This window comes from Companilactobacillus futsaii JCM 17355 (genome assembly GCF_001435505.1).
In the GTDB taxonomy this organism is placed as follows: Bacteria; Bacillota; Bacilli; order Lactobacillales; family Lactobacillaceae; genus Companilactobacillus; species Companilactobacillus futsaii.
Window position 1 is genome coordinate 1 of record NZ_AZDO01000046.1, and the last position, 20971, is coordinate 20971.

Sequence of the window (20971 nt, forward strand, 5' to 3'; positions counted from 1 at the left end):
TTTATGGAAAATATTAAGTTTTAAAAAATGTTCGGTTATTTCTTGCAATCTGCCAAGTAAAAAAAGAACCCAGAAAATTAATTTCTGAGTTCTTTTCTTCATTATCTATTAAAATTCAGCGTTACCAGGTGTTCTAGGATAAGCAATGACATCTCTGATATTTTCCATACCTGTGATGTACATAACTAATCTTTCAAAACCGATACCGAAACCTGAGTGAACTGTACCACCGTACTTACGTAATTCTAAGTACCACTTGTAGTCTTCTTCGTTCATATCAAGTTCAGCCATTCTAGCTTCTAGTTTGTCCAAACGTTCCTCACGTTGTGAACCACCAATCAATTCACCAATTTCAGGAACTAACAAGTCGGCTGCAGCAACGGTCTTGCCATCGTCATTAGCACGCATGTAGAAAGCCTTGAAATCCTTAGGATAGTCAGTGATAAAGACCGGTTTCTTGTAAACTTGTTCTGATAAATAACGTTCGTGTTCAGAATCAAGATCTAGTCCCCAGTAAGGTTTAACTTCAAATTCAACGTCTGTAGCTTTTTCTAGGATATCGATAGCATCTGTATAAGTTACGTGAGCAAATTCTTCGCCAGCTGTAGCTTTTAAGCGGTCGATCAAAGTATTATCAACGTTTTCGTTCAAGAATTCTAATTCTTCTTTAGCGTGATCCATTACGTAGTTGATAACGTACTTCAATAGTTCTTCAGAGCAATCCATTTCATCTTTCAAATCAGCAAAAGCTAGTTCTGGTTCGATCATCCAAAATTCAGAAGCGTGACGACCAGTATGTGAGTTTTCAGCTCTAAATGTAGGACCGAATGTGTAAACATTTCTAAATGCCAAAGCAAATGGTTCAACCTCTAGTTGTCCAGAAACCGTCAAGTTTGTTTCTTTCTTGAAGAAATCTTGGCTATAGTCTACTTTTCCATCGTCTGTCTTAGGAACGTTATTCATATCTAAAGTTGTAACTTCAAACATTTCACCAGCACCTTCAGCATCAGAACTTGTGATGATTGGTGTGTGAACATAAACGAAGTCATTGTGTTGTAGGTATTCGTGGATAGCAAAAGCAGCTAGTGAACGAATTCTAAAGACTGAGTAGAAAGTGTTAGTTCTTGGACGCAAGTGAGCTACTGTTCTCATAAATTCGTATGAGTGAGCTTTCTTTTGCAATGGATAATCAGCATCTGAAGATCCTTCTTCGACTACTTCAGTAGCATGGATTTCAAAAGGTTGTTGAGCTTTAGGTGTCAAAGCTAATTCACCAACAACTTTGATAGTTGTACTGATTGGGTACTTAACTACTTCAGCATAGTTTTCCATATCGCTAGTCATAACAACTTGCACATTCTTGAAGAATGAACCATCGTTTAATTCGATAAAGCCAACTCTCTTTGAACCTCTGATTGTACGAATCCAACCAGAAACAGTGATTTTGTCACCGTCAGCAAATTCTTTTTTGTATAAATCTTTAACCAAAACGTTTTGCATTGTTTTCTCCTTTTAAAATCCAGAATACTATAAACTAAAAAAAATCCTCCATCCCTAATAAAAGGGACGAAAGATTTTTTCCGCGGTACCACCCAAGTTTTTTATAAAAACACCTCAAAGTACATAAATATACTCTCCAATTGTAACGCATTGGGTCACGTCCGTACCTACTCTACATATGTATTTCAGCCAGAAATAACGAAGATGTTTTTCCTATATACCGACACGTTAAGTTCTCACTTGCCTTAACTCCCTGTGGATAAAGTATACAGTACTCCTTCTTCTAATATTATTCATATTGATTTTCTTAAATGTAGCATATTTTCATACCAAATGTAAAGTACAATAGAGAAGTATTTATAAGGGAGGATTTTATGAAGAAAAAAGTCTGGAAATGGCTATTAGGAATTTTAATCGTTCTACTGGCAGCCATTTCAATAATGGTCGTTGTGATTAAAATTAAAGAGTATCAACCAAGCGAAACAGCTGTATCTACTTCACAAGAAGCTTCAATCGTAGATAATGTTATTCGTTTCGAAGGCGACAATAACAAGCCTAAAGTGATTTTTTATCCAGGAGCTTTAGTCGAACCAGCAAGTTACAGTATTTGGGCTCAAAAAGTGGCACAGGCCGGCTATTCAGTCTATATCGTCCACTTCCCACTCGATCTAGCTGTTTTGAATAGTAATGCTGCTAATAGAATTTCTAAGAGCAACGGCTACATTATCGGTGGTCACTCACTCGGTGGAACAATGGCGGCCAAGTATGCCAAAAACAACCCTAAGAACCTCAAGGGGATTTTCTTTTTAGCAAGTTATCCTGAAAACAAAAATGATTTACATGAAATAAATGTACCAGTTCTCTCACTAACTGCTACTAAAGACGGTGTTTTGAACCATACCAATTATCAGAAAACTAAAAAACTACTACCGAACAATACAATTTATGAACAAATAAAAGGTGGCAATCATGCGGGCTTTGGTAGCTACGGCAAGCAAAGTGGCGATAATACTGCATCCATCAGTAATGCAAAACAGCAAAATATTATAAGCAGACTTTTAATAAATTGGTTAAATAACTCAATTAGTGAATAAATTAAAACGTTTTCATAATTTTCCACAAAAGCGCATACATTTTTGTTATACTAACATTAATCGTTACAATTTTTGGGGGAATTATGACAGTCTTATTTAATGAAAAAATAAATTTAACTGAGGATGCAACTGGATTTATCAATAAATATATCGACTATGTCAAAGAACTCAATCATAAGGATCTCTTTGAGGGATTGAAAGATAAACAAATTCTCAAGAATAAGTTCATCTTTAAAATATACCAATTAGAAAATTTGGATTCAGCCATGGTCGACATCCACATTGCAAATAATCGTGTTTATGTTTTAGCAAGTGTCTGGACTTCAAAAGTCATTACAATTGGCTCAATTCCTCTCACGCCAAAACTAAAAATAGCTTTATCAAATAATTATTATCCAAAATTAGGCATCACTGGTGGCTTCTTCAAACAAGTCGTACCGAATGAATTCGATAAGGACAAAATTGTCGATGGCTTTGATCCATATCAACTAACTTTAGAGATTTACAAAGCTGATATGACTGTCTACAAGTCACAAAAAATAGATTCTATCTATCACGCTACTTTCAAGACAGAAAATAGTCTGATTACCGTATCGAAAAATTTAATGCGTTGCTTTGCTGTTTTTGGATTATTACTAGGATTAGGATTTATGTTTCTAGGTTTCATGCTAACCGGCTTATTAGTTATCATCGCCTTCTTCGGTGTAAACTCTTATACCTTGATAATTGCTGATACGCATATGCAAACACGGCCGCAACGTCAAAGAATCAGTTAATACGTGATTTATGTAAAAGCCTCATAAAAATGTTGATAAATACATTTTTATGAGGCTTTTTGGTATGTTTTATAGTATTATTATGATAAATATTTCCAAAAACGTTCGCTATTCACGAACAATGGGGGTTACGAAAGGGTGATATATCTTGGAAAAAAAGTCATTAAATAGGAGTCTGTCTTCAAGACAAATGCAAATGATTGCTCTTGGTGGAACAATCGGTGTTGGTCTATTCATGGGTTCAGCTTCGACAATCAAATGGACAGGTCCTTCGGTTTTAATCGCATATGCTATTGCTGGTTTGATTTTGTACATGGTTATGCGTGCTTTAGGTGAAATGATTTACACAGATCCATCTACAGGCTCTTTTGCAAAATTTGGCTCTGAATATATCCATCCAGTTGTTGGCTATTTAACTGCTTGGAGTAATGTCTTTCAATGGCTAGTCGTTGGAATTTCTGAAGTAATTGCTGTTGGAACTTATCTTGAATTCTGGTGGCCCAATTTGCCACAATGGCTCGTTGGGGTTGTCGTTGTCGCCACTCTTTGTCTAGCCAATTTAACTTCCGTTAAGGCTTATGGGGAAATGGAATTTTGGTTCTCATTAATCAAAGTTATCACCATTATCTTTATGATTATTATGGGACTTTTAGTTATCTTATTCGGTCTCGGTAACAATGGACATCCCGTTGGTATCAGTAATCTTTGGACTAACGGTGGTTTCTTTACTGGTGGTTTGAAAGGTTTTATCTTTGCTCTTTCAATCGTGGTCGCTTCTTATCAAGGTATTGAAGTTATTGGTATCACGGCTGGTGAAGCAGAAAATCCTCAAAGCAGCATCGTACATGCGATTCGGACTATCGTTGGAAGAATTCTGATCTTCTATATTGGTGCAATTTTTGTTATCGTTTCAATTTATCCTTGGAACAAATTAGGTACGATGGGCTCTCCCTTTACCGAAACTTTTGCCAAAGTTGGAATTACCTTTGCAGCTGAAATCATTAATTTCGTTGTTTTAACAGCGGCACTTTCTGGATGTAACTCAGGTATGTTCAGTGCCAGTCGAATGCTATACACATTAGGATTGGAAAATAATTTACCAAAATCGTTCAAGAAAATTTCTAAAGCTGGTGTTCCTTATATCGCCGTTATCACTATTTCACTAGGTATTTTAATTGGCTTGATCATCAACTTCTTGCTTCCCGTCTTACTTCATACTTCTAGCGATGTCTTCGTAGTTGTTTACAGTTCCAGTGTCTTGCCAGGTATGGTACCGTGGTTCGTTATTTTATTCAGTGAACTTCATTTCAGAAGACTTAACAAAGATAAGATGAAAGATCATCCTTTTAAAATGCCATTCTATCCGCTTAGTAATTACTTAGCCATTGCGGCATTATTAATAATCTTAGTCTTCATGTTCTTAAATCCAGAAACGACCATTTCATTATTAATTGGTGTAGTTTTCTTAGTTTTCATGACTTGTTTCTACTTTGTTCGTGAAAGATTTCAAATACACAAGGAAAAATAAAAAAACTTTGACTGTTTTTAAGTTCTTTCTTAAGTTAGGTTAGTGCTGGATGTCGTCGTCCGTTCCGCTTTGTGGACGCTGGAACGTACTGGGCGCAACTTGAAGCTAATTCCAAAACCGGGAATCATCTCCAAGATTGACCTTTCACTAAGCAATAAATTGCTAAGTGAAATTTCAGTACTGAGCATCCACAAAGCTGCCACTACCGACTAGATAACATCATTTATTGTTTATTTCAAATAATTCAAAGTCAAAAATAGCATCTATTCAGATGTAGTCATTGGGCCATTATTTGAATAGATGCTTTATTTGTTTGATTGTATAAAAATACAAAGCCACTATCTAGTCCGGAATAGCAAAGAAAATTGGCTCAGTAGTGAAGTTATTCTTAGCAACTTGTTGCTTAGAATAAGGCCGAGTTTTGAGATTTTGCGCACTTGGTTCATGCAAAAGCTCAAAATCGTGCTCACTACGTTCCAGCCAAATTTGCTTTGCTATGGAGGACGGCATATTACTACTAACCTAACTTAAGAAAGAACCGTTTTTAAATAGTCGAAGTTTTTTCATTACAAAATAGAATCTAGATGTACTACTTTTTATAAATCCCCTTATCCTTAATATACCAGGCCACGTCATCAGGAACGTAATATTTCAACGACTTACCTTCACGAACTCGTTTTCTTATCACCGTTGAACTGATTTCAATCACTGGTGTATTGACCCACATAATTGGATATTGGAATTTTTTTTCGTAGCCTTTACGACAAACACCGACAAAGTGAACTTCTTTAACCAATTCATCAATGTGCGACCATTTGGATAAACTCTCAACAATATCATAGCCGACGATCAAATAGTATTCCGTATTAGGATTGCGCTCTTTCAGTCGTTTAATCGTTTCATAAGTATAACTGACACCACCTAACTCAATATCGGTCATATCGAGTTGAAAATTAGGGTTATCTCTAATGCCATATTTAATCATATTTATACGGTCATCGACACTGACTTTAGGAATATAGCGACTAACTCCACGATGTGGCGGCACTTTACTAGGAATAAACAAAATTTTATCCAAATTCAATTGTTCAAAAACTTGTTGCGCAATCATCAAATGTCCATTGTGAATCGGATTGAATGATCCACTGAGAATGCCGACATGTTTCTTTTTAAAATTAAAATCTAATTGCGGTTGGACTTTGGTTCTAGTTAAAACTGCTCCAGCTGTATTCATATTTCTCGCCTGCTTTAACAAATTATCTTTTGTTATATATTATACCAACTGTACAAAAAAATCTCCCACAACTAATTTTGTGAGAGATTTTTGTTATTTCTGATAATCTTTGAGCGATTTTTCTAAACGATTCAAACCATCTTGAATCATACTTTCGGGACTGGCGATATTCATCCGAATAAAATGTTGCCCATCCCCACGATAAACGGAACCAGAATTGATAATCAAGCCACTGTCATCTTTAATAAATTGAACTAATTTGTCAGCATCATTAGTAATTTCTGAAACATCAAACCACAATAAATACGTTGCCTGACCTGGTACCCATTTGAGTTGAGGAATCTTTTCTTTGATAAAATCTAAAACTAATTGGCGGTTCTTCAAAAGTTGTTCTTTTAAAGCTTTTAACCATGGACCGCCCTTTGTATAGGCAGCAATTGTGCCCGGAATGGCTACGAAATTTGGTTCCGCTAATTCTTCACTATTTAAGCCTCGACTCACTTGCGCACGAAGATTTTTATCTGGAACAATAATCGTTGCTGCATGCATAGCCGCCACGTTGAAAGTTTTACTTGGTGAAACTGCCACCACAACATTATCAAGATATTTACTATCTAAACCAAAGATAGGATTATAACCATCTTCGTTGAAAGTAATATCGCCATGAATTTCATCACTGAACAATTTAACATCGTATTTTAGACATAAGCTAGCGATTTTTTCTAATTCAGATTTCGTCCAAATTTTGCCAACTGGATTGTGAGGATTGCAAAGAATCATCATGTTAGTTAGTGGATCGCTTAATTTAGTTTCCAAATCTGTGAAATCGATTGAATATGAACGAGTCTTGCTATCGTAAACTAAATCATTAGAAACTACATGACGCCCGCTATTGACGATAGAATTATAGAAAATATTATAGACCGGTGCTTGAACCAATACGTTATCGCCTAACGAAGTCAATCGTCTGACAGCTGAAGAAATAGCCGGAACTACTCCTGTTGCAAAAATCATCCAGTCTTCTTGTGGACGAGCATGATGTTCTTTTTCATACCAATTAGCCACAGCTTTGAAATATGCTGGTGGGATCTCTTCATACCCAAACAAGCCCATTGAAATTTTTACTTGCAAGGCCTTTATGATTTCTGGAGCAACTGGAAAGTCCATATCAGCAATCGTCATCGGCAGATCCCCATTGGGAACATCCCATTTAGCTGAATTACCAGCTCGTTTTTTATTTAAAGTTTCAAAATCATAAGCCATCAAAACACCTCATTGTTTGATTTTTTCAGCGATTTTAATTTTAGTTTCATCAGGATCGATTTGAGGGTCATCAAAGATAATCTTATCAACAGATTTCACTTTGATTGAACCACTGATTGGATTCTTGATACTCATCACGTCAGTTGTAATATCGGCATCAATATTTGAACAATATTCAAAAGCCAAATCAGTCCGCAAAACTTTACAGTTGATCATCTTAAGACCATCGATATAACAAAATCCCTGATCACTTTCGATTGTACAATTAATCAAAGTTAAATTCTTGGTATTCCAAGCTAAATATTCACCACTGATTTTAGAATCATAAATCGTCACGTTCTCGCAATTCCAAAAAGCATCTTTAGAAACGAAAGTTGAATCATGTACTTCGATATTTTTGGCACCATCGAAGACGTAATTACCAACGACGTTCAAATTTTCTGCATAAATATTTGAACTATCTTTGCCGAAGTAATTTCCGTTAACTTGAACGTCTTTTAACTTGATATCGTCACAAGTCCACATCGTTTCTTCAGCATCAGCAAAGTGAACGTTATTCAAACGAATATCTGAAGCTCTTCTGAATAGTTTTGGTGCCTGTAAAGCTGAGTCATTGATTTCAATATCGTGCGTATACCAAATCCCTGAACGAGACATGGTTTCAAAGATACTATTATTTACAACGACGTGGTTAACGTACCAAAGTGGATACTTCCATTTAAAAACTACATCGTCTAGATTGATATTACTAGCTTCTTTTAGTGGTGATTCACCTTGTCCAAAAGTAGTATCAACGATCTTTGCATCATTTATTTTGAACAATGGACGTTCACCGTCAAAATATCCTTCATTAATTTCTGTTGTCATATAATTTATCTCTCTTCATTATTTTGTAATTCATATAATTCTGCATAATGCCCACCAAGTTTTAATAATTCCTGATGTGTCCCTCGTTCAATAATGCGACCTTTGTTTAAAACTAAAATAAGATCCGCATCTTGAACAGTAGATAAACGGTGAGCAATTGCAATTGTTGTTCGGTCATCACGCATTTTGTGCAATCCGTTAGTAATGCTTTGCTCGGTCTGAGGATCAATGTTGGCGGTAGCTTCGTCAAGAATCAAAACTTTCGGATTTCTAACGATGGTTCTGGCAAAGGAGATCAATTGTCTTTGACCGGTCGAAAAACTAGCACCTCTTTCACTAACTTTGGCATGATACTTATCAGGAAGTTGTCGAATAAAGTTATCAGCATCGACAAATTTACCAGCCTGTTCAACTTGTTGGTTAGTGATCGAGTCATCAAACATACGAATATTCTTGGCAATGTCACCATAGAACAAATAAGGTTCCTGAATAACGAGACCAAGTTTCTTACGCAATTCTTGAGTTGAATAGTTACGGATATCATAGTCATCAATTAAAATCTGACCTTCTCCAAATTCATAAAATCTCAACAACAAATTAATAATGGAACTCTTGCCACTACCTGTATGACCGACAAAAGCTACTGTTTGACCAGGTTGAACGGTAAAAGAAATATCTTTTAAAACAGGTTTACCCGGTTCATAGCTGAAGGTTACGTGACGAAATTCGATTTTTCCTTGAGTAATTTCTTCAGTACTATTTTCAAGTTGCTTAGGAGCAATCGTCTGATTATCGAACAATTTCATGATTCTGAAACCGGCTACTAAACCATCTTGGAAAAATGACATGTAGTTCATCACATCAGACAATGGATTGAAAAAGTTTTGCTGGTAAGACAAGAAGGCATAAATTACACCCGCTTGCACTAGAAAATGCATACTATCCCAACCAAAACCACTCAATGATACAACTTCAGCCAAGATGAACATTAAACTGATCGTCGGATACAATAAGAAAGCATTAACGTTGATCATCTTGTTGCGCATTCCAAAATAGGCATTGTTTCGATCTTCAAATTCAGCTGTCATTCGCTTTTGTTGGCCAAATTGTTGAATAATACTAATACCCATCAGCGACTCATTTAACTTCGTATTGATCTGGCTCAAAAATTCACGTAAGTTTTGATAAATCTTAAAGCTTAGCTTCTGGTAAAGCCAAACTAATAAATACAAAACGATCACAAACAAAGCTGTTAACAAAGCCAAAGTTTTGTTAACTGACATCATCGCTACAAAGGCTGAAACCATTGCAAAGAAAGCTACTATGATCATCAAAAACAAAGTCCAAAAGTTATACAACGTCTTCGTATCATTAGTGACTCTTGAAACGATTGACCCTGCCGGTGTGACGTCAAAATAATTTAAACCCAAGGTATGCAATTTATGAAATAATTTGCTCCGGATTTTTTCCAGCGTCCGTTCGGCACCCATCGCAAAGGCAAACTCCTCAACGAATTGAACGATTGCTTTGATAATTGTGCCAATAGCATACAAAATGTCAAATGAAATAATTAAGCGTACACCAGTACTTTGGTCAGTTAAATAATGATCCATATAAAACTGCAACATTCTTGGCAATAACACGTTGACAACACTCAATAAGATGGCAAATACAATGGCAATTCCAAATTGCTTTTTGAATAACCAAGCAAATTTAAACAGACGTTTCAAAATTTGTCGTTGATCTTTTCTAGTCAATGAGTGAATCTCTTCAAGTGTTTTCTCATTTTCATTTTTCATTATTCAGCCTCCCCTCAAGTTGTTCGTTTCGAGCTTGTAAGTTATAGGTATCAGCGTACCAACCAGCTTGGTGCAACAATTCTTGATGAGTACCTTTTTCAACGATTGTTCCATCTTCAACAACAATAATCTCATCAGCATCTTCAACTGAGCTCAAACGACTGGCCGCAATGATAGTTGTCCCAAGTTGTCGATTTTTAGCGATTCGTGATTCAATGTGACGTTCAGTTTTAGAATCGACCGCTGAAAGTGAATCATCCAAGATCAGTAATTTAGGATTACTCAAAATAGCTCTTGCAATCGCTAAACGTTGCTTTTGACCACCGGATAGTGAAACTCCGAGTTCGCCAACTTGGGTGTCATACCCATCAGGCATTTGTTTAATGTCAGCATCTAAATCAGCGACAAAACTAGCTTGTTCAACTTCCTCTTGAGTAGCATCAATATTAGCAAATCTAACGTTATCTCTGATGTCGGTTGAGAATAAAAAGTTAGTCTGAGGGACGTAACCGATCGTGTCTAAATAACTGTTCAGATCATATTTTCGAATATCGATTTTACCAACATTAATGAATCCTTGATAATGGTCAAAATCACGCATTAACAAACTAATAATGGTCGACTTGCCACCACCAGTTGGACCGACGATTCCCAAAGTTTGACCCGGTTTTAATTTAAAATCGACATCGTGCAAGGCAATTTTTTTATCATCAGGATAGGAAAAACTATCAATTTGAAAATCTAACAATCCACTAGGGACAGTTTTAAAGCTATCCTTAGTTTTGACAGCTGAAGATTTCTCATTTAATAAATCACTGATTCGATCATAGCTGGCAGAACCTCTTTCCAATAAATTGAACAAACTGCCAACAGCGTACATTGGCCACATCAATTCAGCCATATAAGTAATGAACGATACTAGTTGACCAATCGTGATTCTCTGCTGCAATACAGCTAATCCACCAAAGATAATCGTTAATGTATATGAGATTCCCATTATCAAAGTCGTCAAAGGATCAAACATTGCATCTAAACGATAGGAACGCTTATTAGCTTTAATATTTTTATCAACATAACGATCAAAATCTTCTTCATCTTCAGTCTCTTGACCTAATGCTTTTAAAACCTTAATTCCAACAACACTTTCTTGGGTTTTATTGTTGATACTCGAAAACGCAGCCTGTGAATCACGAAAGGCAACATGGATCTTATTTCCAAGAACATTAGCCATAACCGCTAATAACAATAGTGGTAAAACAGCCAATAAAGTCATCTTCCAGTTAACAAACATTCCCATTGCTAAAATCATCGAGATCCCCGTAATCAAAGAATCAGCTAGAGTTAAAATTCCTGGTCCCGCAACATCTCTAACAGCGTCGATATCATTAGTGGCATGAGCCATTAAATCACCAGTTCGCCATTTTTGATAAAAAGTTTTATCCATCTTCATAAAATGATGAAAGAGTCGGCTTCTTAAATCACGTTCCAAAACATAGGAACTACCATAAATCATTTTCTGCCATAAAAACCGCAATAAATACTGCACGATAGCAACAATAAACAGTGTCACCATGTTAATAACTAAAAATCTCACCGTCATATTTTTATTGCTGACAGAATCAACTACATTACCGATAATTCGTGGCGGTATCACATTACAAACCGCTACTAAAATCAAGGCCACCACACCAATTAAATATTGTTTCCATTGGTGTTTAAAAAACCAACTTAAACGAGAAAAAATTCCCATATATTTCACCCACCTGTTACCTCCAAAATGACCTCAAAAACTACTTTACAACCTAAAGTCGACTTTAACTCAAGCATAAATTTGAAATTATTTTTAGAAAAACGTTTTCTATACAAAAAGAACAATCCCCGGATTAAATCTAGGAATTGCCCTCTATGATTAAATTCAATTTTATATTATTACAACAATTATAATAAATCAACATTCTTAACATCGTGAATCGTCTTAGTACCAGCCAATTGCATTGTAATGGAAAGTTCTTTGTTCAAGTGTTCAATGACATCAGTGACACCTTGAGCACCACCAAGATTCAATCCATAAATAATTGGACGACCAATAGCAACTAGATCAGCTCCACTAGCTAAGGCCTTGAAGACATGTTCCCCACGACGAACGCCACTATCAAAGACGATTGGCACACGTTTGTCGACGGCTTCTGCAATCGCAGGCAAGACATCAAATGAAGCAGGACCTCCATCAAGTTGACGACCACCGTGATTTGATACCCAAATACCATCAGCACCAAATTCAATTGCAAGTTGTGCATCATCTGGTGATTGAATACCTTTGACAAAGACTGGCAAACCTGACATGTCTTTAATCTTTTGAATATCTGAAGGTACGATACCTTGTTTAGCAGCAGCGTAAATTTCAGAAATTCCTTTGCCTTCACCATCACCATCTGAAAAAGCAGCTAAGTTTGGCATTGGTAGTGGGAATTGGAATTTGTTGATAACATCTGCTTCACGATAACCACCAAGAGTTGAATCAACTGTCAAAATAATCGCTTTAACACCGGCTTTGACAGCTTTCTTGATCAAGAATTCATTGAACTTGTCATCTTTACTCATATAGAGTTGGAAGAATTGTGGAGCATCAGGAGCGGCAGCAGCACCATCTTCAATAGAAGTACTACCGTAAGTGCTCATTGAGAAAATTGAACCGGCTTTAGCAACACCCTTAGCAGTATCAACTTCACCTTTTGCATGGGCTAAACCGTGGGCAGCCGAAGGAGCTTCAATGATTGGAGTCTTCAAATCGATATCCCAGAGCTTAGTACTTAAGTCAGCATGATCGATGCCTTGTAAAACACGAGGCATGATTCTCTTTTTATTGAAAGCCTCAGTATTTTGTTTCATTGTCCACTCATCTTCAGAACCACCACGAATATAACCAAAAGCACCCTTTTCGTTACTCATGTGATCCTTAACACGTTGTTCCAAACTAGCGATATTGACGATATCAATATGTTTTTCTTCTGTACTTGCTTCATACTTTGCCATAAAAATCCCCATCCTTTTTTGATGTTACTTTTTATTTAACAGGTACATTCTAGTCCATAACGACATACAATGCTAAAACTTATTCTCTTAAAAAAGATATTCTTATTGATTTGTCTCTTTTTGACCACCGTTGATAATTTTATTGAAAAGTATTGGTCCAATCAAACAAGTTATAATAGCTGCTAAAGTAATTGCTCCCGATTGAGCAGTAGTGATCAATTTCAAATTACGACCGACTTGCAAGATTGGCAAAACCAAAGTAATCGTTGTTGAGGTGACGATCGTGGCGGCAGCAGAATATCTTTTTCCAAATTTCTTTCGAAACGCAACGTATACAAGCATTTTGGAAAGAATGAATGCGATGAAGAAAACCGGAATCAAGATCAAAGCCTGTTTATTGGTTAATAAGGTTCTCAAATTTAAATTGACCCCAGTCGTGATGAAGAAAACTGGAATGAAGAAACCATAACCCATTGAGCTCAATTTTTCTTCAGTATCAGCTTTAGGTTTGAGCAATTTCATAACCGCCCCAGCTAAGAAGGCTCCAAGAATATTCTCGGCACCAATTTGTTCAGCAAAAGTTACTAAAATAAAGATCAAGAAAAATGCTAAACGAATATCTAATTGAGTCGTACTTTTGTCAATACCCTCAAAGAAGATGTAAATTCGATTAAAACGGCGCAATAAAATAATAGCGATAATGAATATCACTGGTAAACCAAAGACTGACAAATAATTTTGTTGTTTAACCGCTGAATAAACAGTCAAAGCCAGTAAAGGAATAAATTCCCCAAAGGCGCTAGTCAATAAAATCGTTTGTCCGTAATTAGTACTCAACAGGCCTACTTCTTTTAACAACGAAATAATTACTCCCAGAGCAATCGTACTAAATAAAATAACCGCTAAAACAAATTCATTGAATATTCCCGTCGCGTATAATAATGTACTCAAAATCACTGACATCAATAGAACTGACACAAAACCCCAAATCGAGGTCCCTAATGGTGAAAAAGTATCTTTATCTTTTTTAGGTTCAAGTAATGAAAAGTCAATCTCCATTCCACCTAAAAAGATCAACATGATAACACCTAAACTAGAAATATATTGCAAACTAGCATCCGGTTGAACAATATTCAAACCAGTTTTTCCAATAATTATTCCCATAATAATTTCTGAAATTGCTGTCGGCATTCGAGTCAAGTGAAACCTTGCGGTAATTAAAGGTGTCGCCAAAGCTGCGAACAAGACGATTAATAGTGCAAATCTCTCCATAATGTATATCCTCGTATCCTCTGATAATTTCAACACCTGATGATATAATATTTTATTCAAAATATAAAATAAAACGATTTTTGAGACCAATTACAGAAGAATTTACTTAGAAACAAATAAGCATCTATTCAGATAATGACAGCCGTTAATCGACTATATCTGAATAGATGCTATTCTTAATTTCAAGTTCCGCCCAGTACCGTTCCAGCAATCCACAAAGTTTCACTTACGACGGCATCGAACAGTAAACTAAGATTTTGTACTCTATTAGAGCCTAACCACTATTCTTCAGTATTTAATTTTTTAGGTTCACCAACAATCAAGTGATCCAAAATTGAAATAAATAAGAAAACAAACGCTACAATACAAACTCCGGACCAACCGAATTGTCCCCAGGCCCAAGTAGCTGATAAGGTTCCGATTGAACCACCTAAGAAGTAACTGAACATAAAGACTGAATTGTTACGACTGCTTTGTTTGCGATTGATAGATTGAACGATTGCTTGATTAGAAACTTGACTGAATTGTGTCCCTAAGTCTAAGAGAACAATTCCGACAATTAATCCAATGAACCAAAATCCAACTAGCCAAAAGATCACAAAGGCTAAACCAGATAAAATCATACTCAAGCCAATTGTCAGTTTAGGTGATTTTTGATCAACTAAGTCTCCGACCCAAGGTGCTACTAAAACTCCAGCAATACCTAATAATCCTAATAAACCAGCAACGTTACTACCTAAGTGATATTGATCTGCTAAATAAAAGGCTAGTGTTGACCACAAAACGTTTGACATCCCAAACATACAAAAACCGTTGATTGAAGATCCACGTAATTCTCTTTGACTAACGAACAACTTTGGCAACATCTTAATTACAGATAAGTAATTTAAATCTTGATGACCACGCTGATCCTTTGGCATAAAACGGTGCACGATAACTAAAAAGATTAAATCGATCACTGCAGCGACCAAATAAATATCTTGCCAAGGCATGATGCTACCTAATAATCCACTAAATGAGCGGGACAATAAAATACCCGTCAATAAACCGCTCAAAACGATTCCTAAAACTTTTCCACGTTGTAAGGCCGGTGCTAAATAACCAGCATACGGAATGATAATTTGTGGTGCAACTGATGTGATACCAATTAAAGTCGTGGCAATCGCAAATACGATCGTATTAGGTGCTAAAAAGGCTATTATCAGTGAAATAATCGACAAAACCATCATGAATTGAATTAAATGATAGCGATCAAAAATATCTCCCAATGGAACAATCAACAATAAACCAAAGGCGTAACCTAATTGCGTGACCATTGCTAATATTCCGACAACTGCTTTGGACACTCCAAAATCATTTGCAATCAAATTCTCAATTGGCTGAATAAAATTTAAATTAGCAACAATGACTCCTGTTACTACGGCCATCAATAAAATGGTCTTTTTTGACATAGTTTTTTCCACAGTTAATTCTCCCCCTCATTTAACTGTTTAATCGATTCTCTTACCCAATCTAAAGCTGCCTTCATCTTCATTTGTTCTAATTCGATGACCCATATGGCATTCTTCAAATCAGTCTTAGAAATCTTAGTATTTTCTAAATCTTGTGCTTGTTGAGCCAATAAACTTCGACTCTCTAATAAATAAGTCTGATAATCATGTAAAATTTGTTCTTTCAATTTTAAACCCACTTGATGAAAATTACGGAATTTCACACTATAAGTAAAATCTAAATTTGGATTCAACGGAACCTTTTGTGCCATTAATTCATAAAAGCGTTCTTTACCCGCTTTAGTAATCGTCGCAACTTTAATAAAACGATTATTTTCTGACTTCACTTCAGAAATCGTAATATAACCAGCTTCATTCAAACGATTGAACAGCGGATAAATCATCCCAAAACTGATCTTTCTTTGCCGTCCGACAATTTGTTGCAATATGTTTTGCATCAAATATCCACTCATTGACTCATCCATTAATTGACCCAAAACAAACAAATCATACATAATTTCACCTCCATATCAGACTGATATAAGCATAACTTTTTTAATATATATCAAACTGATAGTTGTGTCAAATACAAAAAAGCTCCTATTTCCCCCTAAATAAGAAGAAATAAGAGTTTTTAAATGGCTAATCGTATCAACGCCAGTGAAATAATTCCGACAACTACAATCAGTAATAATTTTTTAGTAAGAATGGCAGTCAAAACAGTTGGTACTGAAGCCAACAAATTAGCAAAGTCAATCTGTGGTAGATGCCCAATTTGTTGGTGGAACAAGTTTTCAAACCATAAAGCAGCCATGATAGTTATTGGCACAAAACCGAGAAATTCGACTACTTTTGGTGACAAATTAAACTTTTTTAAAAGAACAAATGGCATGATTCGAGACAGCCAAGTCACTAGACCACACGCAATTAAAGTCCATAAAACAAATTTAGTTGATGGCATGTTTCAAAATCACCCCTATCGTACAACCAATTAAAGTTACAACTAAAATCAATAAATCGCTAGAAATAAAAATTAGTCCAAAATATACTAATGGCAACATAATACCAACAACAATCAATTGAACTTTCAAAGAAATTGATTTGTCACTAATCAATTGCAAGTACAACAATCCAATAAACATTGCCACTAAAGCAAAATCTAGGCCTAGTTTCTCCGGATCACTGATGATTTTTCCCAGCATTGCGCCAACAGCAGTTGATACAGCCCAAACTAGATAGGCCATCACATTGACAGTATTGAACCATTTAAAAGTTAATTTGCCATCCGTGTAATTGAGTTTATTCATACTCAAGGCAAAGCTCTCATCAGTAATTAAGCTTCCTAGCAAAATATTCTCAAATAAAGAATTCTCCTTAAAGAAATTTGCGGTCGTCATACTCATCAAAATCATCCGCGAGTTGACCAAAAAGACTGACAAAGCAATCGAAACAATCGGCGTTCCAATTACTAACAAGCTGACCAAAATAAATTGTGCCGAACCTGCATAAACTATCAACGACATTAAAGTTGCCATCAAAACACTCATTCCAGCAGATGCGGCTACAATACCAAAGGATAAACCAATTCCAATGTAACCAAATACTGTTGGGAGCGTATCTTTGACAGCGGTCTCAACACTTAAACTATTATCCATATACTTTCCCCCTCCTCCTCAGTTTAAATAATTATAATAATTTTAATTTAGTTAAATGTCAATTAGATATAATATATTAACTCAAAAAACAAATATTTCTTAAAAAACGTTATAATCAAAGTGATAAATCAATGGAGGCGTCATATGAAAAAAGCTGTTTTTAAAAAAGTCGGTCAAATGAAAATCGAAAATGTTGATAAACCTACCATTCAAGCAAATGATGATGTAATTATAAAAGTTATCCGTGCTTGTGTCTGTGGTTCAGATCTCTGGGCTTATCGTGGTCTTGAAGACAAGGCTCCAAACTCTGAAAACTCTGGTCACGAAGCTATCGGAATCGTTGAAGAAGTTGGAAAAGATATCACAACTGTTAAACCCGGTGATTTCGTAATTGCCCCATTTACTCACGGTTGTGGACACTGTCCTGCTTGTTTAGCCGGTTTTGATGGCGATTGTCAATCACACAAGGATAATTTCAGTAACGGTAACCAAGCTGAATACATCAGATTTCAACATGGTCAATGGGCTTTGATTAAAGTTCCTGGTCAACCAAGCGATTATAGCGAAGGAATGCTCAAATCACTTTTGACTCTAGCTGATGATGTTTTGGCAACTGGTTTCCATGCTGCTCGTGTTGCCCACGTTAAAGAAGGCGATACGGTTGTTGTCTTGGGTGATGGAGCTGTCGGTTTGTGTGGAATTATTTCCGCTAAGCTACTTGGCGCTAAGAAAATTATTTCTACTAGTCGTCATCCTGATCGTCAAGCACTTGCTAAAACATTTGGTGCCACTGATAACGTCGCTGAACGTGGTGATGAAGGTGTTAAAAAAATGCTTGAACTAACCAACGGCTTTGGTGCTGACGCTGTGCTTGAATGTGTCGGAACCGAATTATCAACTGAAACTGCCCTACGTATCGGTCGTCCTGGTAGTGTCGTTGGTCGTGTTGGTTTGCCACATACTGGTAAAATGGATATCGCTACTCCATTTGAAAACAATATTTCAATCGCCGGTGGTCCTGCTTCTGTTTCTACTTACGACAAACAACTTCTTTTAAAAGCTGTTTTAGATGGAAAAATCAATCCAGGATTAGTCTTTACAAAGAGCTTCAAACTCGACGACATTGATGCAGCTTATAAAGCTATGACTGATCGTAAAGTCATCAAATCACTAGTTGTTGTGAGTGATTAATTAAAAAATGGTCTCGCCAATTTGGTGAGGCCATTTTTATTAATAATTTCGATGATAACTTTTCTTATAATAATGACGTTGTTGGTAAGGATTCTGCACTTCAGGAACTTGAAATTCTAAATCTACCTTTGAACGACCAGTCGCATAGTCAAATTGTAAGTGATCTTCAACATTCCATAAGTAACGATTCAAATTCATACTTCCATCAGTTGCCAACGCCTGTACCCAAACGCCTCGAGCCATCAATTCATTGCCACGAAAAACTGGTGTAACTTGATAAATAACTTTTTTATTTTTAGCCAATGAATTTCGAACTGTCTGTTCTACTTGAACCATCGTTTTTTGATTAGAAAAACTCGTTTGAGTAAACAAGTTATAAGGATTATCAATACTACCTAACTGTCCTTGTTGAACTTGGCCAGATTTATTCAAATTAAAGGTCATCGTATAGGCTATCAGGTGTCCTCGATTTTGAGGAATAATTCGTTGTCCTTTAACGTATCTAGGTTGATTATTCCATCCTGTCGGGCGCCAAGTCTGTTCAGTTCTAGTATTCGATCGTCCCAAATTATTTCTCGTTAAGTAAGCTGTTGCTGTTTTAGTTCGATTAAGTTTATCTAAACCACCATAATCAATATGTTCACTTTTGAAATCAGACGCTTTAATTGTTGAGGGTCTGTCATCATTTAAAATCTTGACTGGTTTATTACCCGATGAATAAGTCCATTGACTTAGTTTTTCAGCACTAATAACCGAATCAACTTTGTTAGAAGTATTCTCTTGTTGACTTTGATTATTAGTATTGGCTGCACAACCGCCTAAAAGTAACGGTAACAATAACAATAATAATTTCTTCAAATTAATCTCCCTTTAAAAAGCCATGCGTGATTTAATTTTTAAATAACTATCCACTAAAATTTCATCATGAGCTTTGATGTAGTTAACGTTATCGATGTCACAAATATTATCTAATTTATTCGTAGTAATAATAATTGTTTTATCCAATTTGACTAATTCCCTAATCCAGCTAAAGACCTCTTGAGATGAGACAAGATCCAAACCCATTTCTGGTTCGTCAAATAAATATAATTCTTTTTCTACCATAATGTTGAGGTAAATAATTACGAGTTTTTTCTCAACCATTGATAATTCTAAAAATTTTTGTCGTTCTAATTGTAAAATACGCAAAGGTGGCGTGAATTTTTTAGTTCCATCCAATTGTCTGATAAAATGCAAAATTTCTGCCACCGTCAAATTAACATAGAAGTCATTTTGTTGTGCCAAATAAGCAATTTTGGATGTCTTAGGAAAACCTATCAAATTATTTAATGATTCATTTTGGGCAATCTGATCTAATAAGTCGGTCTTCCCACTTTGACGTTTACCGAGCACAAAGTTCAACTGGCAATCTTCAAAATAAAAATTAACATCTTTAAAAATGATTCTTTTTTGCTTAGATAAATTAAAATTTTCGATTTTCATCGTAATTTTTCTCCAATCGAAAATTTCTTGAAAACTAGCACACTAATTATTAAGTATAGCAAACTACAAAAAGCAAGAAAGACAGCGTATTTAATAGTCGAACAAGGTATTACATACAATCCATACGCAAATTGAAATGGACTAAAGATGGTTAAAAGGGCTTTGTTAAAACCTTGTGGATGAACTCCCAACAATAATACGCCAACTGTAAAAATACCCCCTGATAGATAATTAAAGACAACACGACGGATTTTTAGAACAAAAAAAATTGACGTCATCGCGATACACAAAACTGTTATTAGTGAAGACGCCAAAAAGCCATATACAAAAGTCAGTGAAGATACGTGTGTAATGAAAAAAGTAACATACAAATTAAATAGAAAGATTTCCAATTGCACAATTATTAACTGAACCAGCAAATTAGCCAGAACAATCGAATGCCGTGAACCGCTCAAATAAGTCAGTGTTTTTAAAAAGCCACTCTCACGTAAACGAATTAAATTCAGTAAAAATCCATTAAAAACAGTAGTCACCACGATATATGACCAATATACATAAATAGATTCATTATCTTGAAAATTCAAAGTTTTATTCAAGAAGACCATAAACATCGGTACGATCAAAGTATAGACAAAGTAAAAGCGTTCTTTAAAAGCTATTGTTAGCTGTATTTTAAAAAGTGCCCAATCATTTCTTAATTCCAAATTCAATCCCCATTTTCTGCAAAAATCATCAATTAAATTAATATATTTTAATCAGACTGTCAATTGTAATTCTGATATATTGG

At 35.6% G+C, this 20971-nt stretch carries 19 protein-coding genes and 1 other annotated feature; of the genes, 4 read left to right on the plus strand and 15 right to left on the minus strand.

What is annotated here, in order from left to right:
• Positions 1 to 108: 108 nt before the first annotated feature.
• Complete coding sequence (gene asnS / locus FC88_RS04165) at positions 109 to 1500, minus strand: asparagine--tRNA ligase (protein ID WP_057813096.1); 1392 nt, start codon at positions 1498 to 1500, stop codon at positions 109 to 111.
• A gap of 59 nt (positions 1501 to 1559) precedes the next feature.
• Positions 1560 to 1797, minus strand: a binding site (T-box leader).
• A gap of 77 nt (positions 1798 to 1874) precedes the next feature.
• On the opposite strand from asnS, the gene FC88_RS04170 reads away from it, so the two are divergent.
• The 3 genes from FC88_RS04170 to FC88_RS04180 all read left to right on the plus strand — a co-directional run bounded on the left by FC88_RS04170 (position 1875) and on the right by FC88_RS04180 (position 4898).
• Entirely contained in the window at positions 1875 to 2594 is a 720-nt protein-coding gene (locus FC88_RS04170) for an alpha/beta hydrolase (protein ID WP_057813097.1), read from the plus strand.
• Positions 2595 to 2677: 83 nt separating this feature from the next.
• Entirely contained in the window at positions 2678 to 3370 is a 693-nt protein-coding gene (locus FC88_RS04175; RefSeq protein WP_057813099.1) for a hypothetical protein, read from the plus strand.
• 148 nt (positions 3371 to 3518) lie between these two features.
• Positions 3519 to 4898 (plus strand): amino acid permease, encoded by a 1380-nt coding sequence (locus tag FC88_RS04180; RefSeq protein ID WP_057813101.1) that lies wholly within the window; start codon positions 3519 to 3521, stop codon positions 4896 to 4898.
• Between the two features lie 589 nt (positions 4899 to 5487).
• On the opposite strand, the gene FC88_RS04185 is transcribed toward FC88_RS04180, so the two are convergent.
• The 11 genes from FC88_RS04185 to FC88_RS04235 all read right to left on the minus strand — a co-directional run bounded on the left by FC88_RS04185 (position 5488) and on the right by FC88_RS04235 (position 17511).
• Positions 5488 to 6132 carry a nicotinate-nucleotide adenylyltransferase gene (locus tag FC88_RS04185; RefSeq protein ID WP_057813103.1) on the minus strand — a complete coding sequence of 215 codons (645 nt, stop codon included), beginning with the start codon at positions 6130 to 6132 and terminating at the stop codon, positions 5488 to 5490.
• Positions 6133 to 6225: 93 nt separating this feature from the next.
• On the minus strand, positions 6226 to 7395 hold the full coding sequence (locus tag FC88_RS04190; protein WP_057813105.1) for a MalY/PatB family protein: 1170 nt from the start codon (positions 7393 to 7395) through the stop codon (positions 6226 to 6228).
• A 9-nt stretch (positions 7396 to 7404) separates the two neighbouring features.
• Positions 7405 to 8262 carry a DUF3737 family protein gene (locus FC88_RS04195; RefSeq protein WP_057813107.1) on the minus strand — a complete coding sequence of 286 codons (858 nt, stop codon included), beginning with the start codon at positions 8260 to 8262 and terminating at the stop codon, positions 7405 to 7407.
• Between the two features lie 5 nt (positions 8263 to 8267).
• Positions 8268 to 10061 carry an ABC transporter ATP-binding protein gene (locus FC88_RS04200; protein ID WP_057813109.1) on the minus strand — a complete coding sequence of 598 codons (1794 nt, stop codon included), beginning with the start codon at positions 10059 to 10061 and terminating at the stop codon, positions 8268 to 8270.
• Positions 10051 to 11811 (minus strand): ABC transporter ATP-binding protein, encoded by a 1761-nt coding sequence (locus FC88_RS04205; protein ID WP_057813111.1) that lies wholly within the window; start codon positions 11809 to 11811, stop codon positions 10051 to 10053. Before FC88_RS04205 ends, FC88_RS04200 begins: the two co-directional genes overlap by 11 nt.
• Before the next feature lie 188 nt (positions 11812 to 11999).
• On the minus strand, positions 12000 to 13094 hold the full coding sequence (locus FC88_RS04210) for a lactate oxidase (protein WP_057813113.1): 1095 nt from the start codon (positions 13092 to 13094) through the stop codon (positions 12000 to 12002).
• A gap of 102 nt (positions 13095 to 13196) precedes the next feature.
• Positions 13197 to 14366: a cation:proton antiporter gene (locus FC88_RS04215; RefSeq protein WP_057813115.1), complete on the minus strand. Its 1170-nt coding sequence runs from the start codon at positions 14364 to 14366 to the stop codon at positions 13197 to 13199.
• 281 nt (positions 14367 to 14647) lie between these two features.
• Positions 14648 to 15817, minus strand: a complete 1170-nt coding sequence (locus FC88_RS04220) for an MFS transporter (protein ID WP_057813164.1) — start codon at positions 15815 to 15817, stop codon at positions 14648 to 14650.
• Between the two features lie 14 nt (positions 15818 to 15831).
• Complete coding sequence (locus tag FC88_RS04225) at positions 15832 to 16371, minus strand: PadR family transcriptional regulator (RefSeq protein WP_057813117.1); 540 nt, start codon at positions 16369 to 16371, stop codon at positions 15832 to 15834.
• A 119-nt stretch (positions 16372 to 16490) separates the two neighbouring features.
• A complete protein-coding gene (locus tag FC88_RS04230) occupies positions 16491 to 16817 on the minus strand; it encodes an AzlD domain-containing protein (protein WP_057813119.1) in 327 nt (108 codons plus the stop codon).
• The gene (locus FC88_RS04235) at positions 16804 to 17511 is read right to left on the minus strand and encodes an AzlC family ABC transporter permease (protein WP_057813121.1); all 708 of its coding nucleotides are present in this window, start codon (positions 17509 to 17511) and stop codon (positions 16804 to 16806) included. Before FC88_RS04235 ends, FC88_RS04230 begins: the two co-directional genes overlap by 14 nt.
• Before the next feature lie 144 nt (positions 17512 to 17655).
• Here FC88_RS04235 and FC88_RS04240 point away from each other — a divergent pair, with 144 nt between their 5' ends.
• A complete protein-coding gene (locus FC88_RS04240) occupies positions 17656 to 18702 on the plus strand; it encodes a zinc-binding dehydrogenase (protein WP_057813123.1) in 1047 nt (348 codons plus the stop codon).
• Between the two features lie 39 nt (positions 18703 to 18741).
• Here FC88_RS04240 and FC88_RS04245 read toward each other — a convergent pair whose 3' ends face one another.
• The 3 genes from FC88_RS04245 to FC88_RS04255 are packed head-to-tail and all read right to left on the minus strand — an operon-like array spanning position 18742 to position 20888.
• The gene (locus tag FC88_RS04245) at positions 18742 to 19560 is read right to left on the minus strand and encodes a DNA/RNA non-specific endonuclease (RefSeq protein WP_057813125.1); all 819 of its coding nucleotides are present in this window, start codon (positions 19558 to 19560) and stop codon (positions 18742 to 18744) included.
• Between the two features lie 12 nt (positions 19561 to 19572).
• A complete protein-coding gene (locus tag FC88_RS04250; protein ID WP_057813128.1) occupies positions 19573 to 20184 on the minus strand; it encodes an ATP-binding cassette domain-containing protein in 612 nt (203 codons plus the stop codon).
• Positions 20181 to 20888, minus strand: a complete 708-nt coding sequence (locus tag FC88_RS04255; RefSeq protein WP_057813130.1) for a hypothetical protein — start codon at positions 20886 to 20888, stop codon at positions 20181 to 20183. Before FC88_RS04255 ends, FC88_RS04250 begins: the two co-directional genes overlap by 4 nt.
• Positions 20889 to 20971 lie beyond the last annotated feature (83 nt).